The sequence below is a fragment of the Nitriliruptor sp. genome (genome assembly GCF_040882075.1).
Classification (GTDB): Bacteria; Actinomycetota; Nitriliruptoria; order Nitriliruptorales; family Nitriliruptoraceae; genus Nitriliruptor.
The window spans coordinates 9,135-12,653 of record NZ_JBBEBZ010000192.1; the positions used below are offsets into that span (position 1 = coordinate 9,135).

Genomic DNA, 3,519 nt, shown 5'->3' on the forward strand with positions numbered 1-3,519 from the left:
CGAGGACGACGTCGAGGTCCCGCTCGAGGAGGGCGTGGAAGCCGACGAGGACCCTGACGCCGTCGTCCCTGCCGTCCCCGCCGATGCGGCGTTCGACGACGAGGACGAGGCGGCCGTCTCGGCCGTCACCCTCGACGACGACGATGACGACGAGGACGGCATCGAGGGTCTGCGTGACGGCGAGTTCGTCTGCCGGTCCTGCTACATGGCGAAGCGGGAGAGCCAGCTCGCCGACGCGGACCGACTGCTCTGCCGCGACTGCGCCTGAGCGTGACCGCCCCCGGTGATCCCCGGGGCGGCGAGCTGACCGTCCTCGCGCCGCTCCTCGCGGTCGTCGCGGGTGGCCTCCTGCTGGCCGCCCACCCGCCGCTCGAGCTGTGGTGGACGACGCTGCTGGGCCCCGGTCTGCTGGTCCTCGCGATGCAGCTCGAGCCTCGGTGGGCGGGACGCCTCGGCGCCCTCGCCGGCGCGGCCTGCTTCGGGCCGATGCTCACCTGGATCATCCTGCCCGCGGGCTACCTCGCCTGGGTGCTGCTCATCCTCACCCAGGTGGGGTTCGTCGCCCTCCTCGGCGTGGCCGTCCGGCCCTGGCTCGGTTCCCGGTGGCTGCCGCTGGTGGCTGCGGTGCTGTGGGTGGGGATGGACGCCTGGCGATCGATCTTCCCGCTCGGCGGCTTCGAGTGGGGGGCCATCGCCTACGCGCACGTCGACGGGTCCTGGATGCTGCCGGTCGCACGTGTCCTCGGCGGCCGCGGGATCACCCTGTTCGCGGTGCTGCTGAGCGTGGCACTGGTCGAGGTGGTGCGTCGGTCGCGGGCAGCGGTGCGCGACCGCGGTGACCGGCCGGTCGACCAGGCGCTGCGCGCCGTGAACCTGCCCGTCGGTCTGTTCGTCGGTGGACTGCTGCTGTCGGTGATGGTGACCGTCGAGCCCCCACCCGAGGTCGGCGTCCTCGACGTGCTGTCGGTGCAGGGTAACGACATCCGTCACTTCGAACGCCGGGTCGACGACCCCTCCTACCGGATCACGACGCAGATGCGCGACGAGACCGTGGCCGCCACGGCCGAGGGCCCGCCGCCGGATCTGACCGTGTGGCCCGAGGCGTCGGTCGACACCGACCCGTACGCGGACCGAGGCACGCGGTTCCGCGAGCTGCTCGACGAGGCGGCGACGCGGTCGCGCTTCACCCTGGCGGGCGTCAACCTCGACGGGCCGGACCCGAGGACGGGCTTCTACCGCACCCAGATCCTGCTCGACCAGGACGCCGAGCCCGTCGGTCGCTACGACAAGCGGGCGGTGGTCCCGTTCGGCGAGTACGTGCCGCTGCGCCGCTGGATCGGGTGGTTCCCCCCGCTGGCGCAGATCCCCCGGGACATCCTGCCCGCCACCGACCCGGTCTCGATCGAGCTCGACGACACCTCGCTGGCGGTCCTGATCTGCTTCGAGACGTTGTTCGGCGACGTCGCCCGCGACAACGTGATGGCCGGCGACGATCCCGCGGGCCTCCTGATCAGCGCGACCACCGATGCCTCCTTCGGGCTGAGCGCCGAACCGGCGCAACACCTGGCCCAGTCGCAGCTCCGGGCCGTCGAGACCGGCCGCTGGGTGGTCCACAGCGCGCTGTCGGGGTCCTCGGCGTTCGTCGCGCCGGACGGGTCGACCTCGCAGGAGACGCCGCTGTTCGAACGCGCGACCATCCGAGCCGATGTCCCGATCGTGGAGGGGACCACGCCGTTCCTCGTGCTCGGCGACGTGCTCGGGACCGCGTCGCGGCTGATCATCCTGGTCGCCCTCGCTTGGCTCCTGGAGCGTGCACGCCGACGGCGCGGTGACCCGACGTCGGACGACGTCGGAGCGACGGTGTCGTGACGCCCACGACCCTGGTGGTCATCCCCACCTACGACGAGCTCGACAGCCTCCCGCGCGTCGTCGCGGGGCTCCGCGAACTCGAGCACGCCGTGGACGTGCTGGTGGTCGACGATGCCTCACCGGACGGCACCGGCGAGCTGGCCGATGCTCTGGCGGCCGACGACCCCGGCGTCCACGTCCTCCACCGGTCGCGCAAGCGCGGGCTCGGGTCGGCGTACCGCGACGGCTTCGCGTGGGGGCTGGGCCGGGGGTACGACCTCTTCGTGGCCATGGACGCCGACCTGTCCCACGATCCCGCTGCCCTGCCGAGCTTGCTCGCTGCCTCCCGGACCGCCGACCTCGTGATCGGTAGCCGCTACGTGCCCGGCGGGCGGGTCGAACGGTGGCCGCTGCGGCGCCGGCTGCTGTCGATCGGCGGGAACCTCTACGTGCGTGGACTGACCGGCCTGCCCGTGCACGACGGCACCAGCGGGTACCGCGTGGTTCGGCGGGATGTCCTCGAGGCCATCGACGTCGGTGCCTTGGGGTCCGATGGGTACGCCTTCCAGCTCGAGGTGGCGTGGCGTGCCTGGCGAGCGGGGTTCCACCTCGTCGAGGTCCCGATCGTCTTCGTCGAACGGCGGTCCGGCGCCTCCAAGCTGTCACGCGCGGTCGTGGTCGAGGCGCTCTGGCGTCCCGCGGTGTGGGCGACCCGTGCCGGCCGGGCGGCACCTCCAACGACCCCGCGGACAGTGCGCCGGCGACCCCCGCCTGCGGCGGACGGGGGAGGGACCTCGGACCGGTAGCCTGCGCCGCGCAGGACCACGGCCCCGTCGTCCAGCGGTCCAGGACTCCGCCCTTTCAAGGCGGCAACGCCGGTTCGAACCCGGTCGGGGCTACACCTCGTGGGGCCCCGGTGCCACGACGCCGGGGCCCCACGCGCGTGTCGGGGTCGATCTGCGCTTCGAGGTGGTCCTGCCCGCGGCCGTGACCTCGAGACGAGGTACGAGCTCAACGCCGGCACCTTGACCCTCGATCTGCGGGATCTCGTCCCCCCGCCCGGGATCTCGTCCCCCCGCCCGGGACGACGCCGCTCCGGGTGAGCGTCGGGCTCGGCGATCTGATCGTGCGTGTCCCCGAGGACGCGACCGTGCTCGAGGTGGTCGACGACCCGGCCTTGCTGTGGCCGGTGCTCCTCCTGGCCGCCGGCGAGTGGCTGCTCCTCGGCCGGACCCCTCGTGGGCAGGTGGCCGTCGCATGCTCCCGGACCGCGGTGTGGGAACGTCGGTTCCGCGACAGCGCAGAGGTCGCCAGCGACAGCGACCCGAGCTCCACGCCCCCGACGATGCTGGTCCGGACACCTGGCGCAGCGGTCGCGGGTCCGGTCGCCTCCTTCATCCACAGCCGAAGGGGATAGGTTCTTGCATCGAACGTATGTACGAGTACACTGGACTCATCCAGACCATCGAACAGGGACCGCATGCGCAGCAGCCAGGGCTACCGGCACACCAGCCGCCCGGCCCTGCCTGCCCTCGCACGCGAACACCACCCCAGCTACTCCACCGACGTCGCGGGTGCGGTGTCCACGATCCTGGCCGGCGATGAGGGTGCAGTCCTGCCTGACGGGGCGCTGGCCGAGCTGGTGGCAACGCTGCGGGCCGCGGACCGGCT

The 3,519-nt window shown here is 72.7% G+C and carries 4 protein-coding genes, 1 tRNA gene and 1 pseudogene; all 6 read left to right on the top strand.

The genetic code is table 11. The annotated features are described in order from the left end of the window. Positions 1-268: hypothetical protein (locus tag WEB03_RS13610; protein WP_368071463.1), on the top strand; the 268-nt coding region annotated here is incomplete at its 5' end. A gap of 2 nt (positions 269-270) precedes the next feature. Next, the gene (lnt, locus tag WEB03_RS13615) at positions 271-1,869 is read left to right on the top strand and encodes an apolipoprotein N-acyltransferase (protein ID WP_368071464.1); all 1,599 of its coding nucleotides are present in this window, start codon (positions 271-273) and stop codon (positions 1,867-1,869) included. After that, positions 1,866-2,654 carry a polyprenol monophosphomannose synthase gene (locus WEB03_RS13620; RefSeq protein WP_368071465.1) on the top strand — a complete coding sequence of 263 codons (789 nt, stop codon included), beginning with the start codon at positions 1,866-1,868 and terminating at the stop codon, positions 2,652-2,654. Before lnt ends, WEB03_RS13620 begins: the two co-directional genes overlap by 4 nt. A 20-nt stretch (positions 2,655-2,674) precedes the next feature. Continuing rightward, a tRNA-Glu gene (locus WEB03_RS13625) sits at positions 2,675-2,747 on the top strand. Positions 2,748-2,947: 200 nt separating this feature from the next. Further along, positions 2,948-3,265 (top strand): hypothetical protein, encoded by a 318-nt coding sequence (locus WEB03_RS13630; RefSeq protein WP_368071466.1) that lies wholly within the window; start codon positions 2,948-2,950, stop codon positions 3,263-3,265. Between the two features lie 63 nt (positions 3,266-3,328). Then, a pseudogene (locus tag WEB03_RS13635) lies at positions 3,329-3,519 on the top strand (hypothetical protein); the annotation flags it as partial.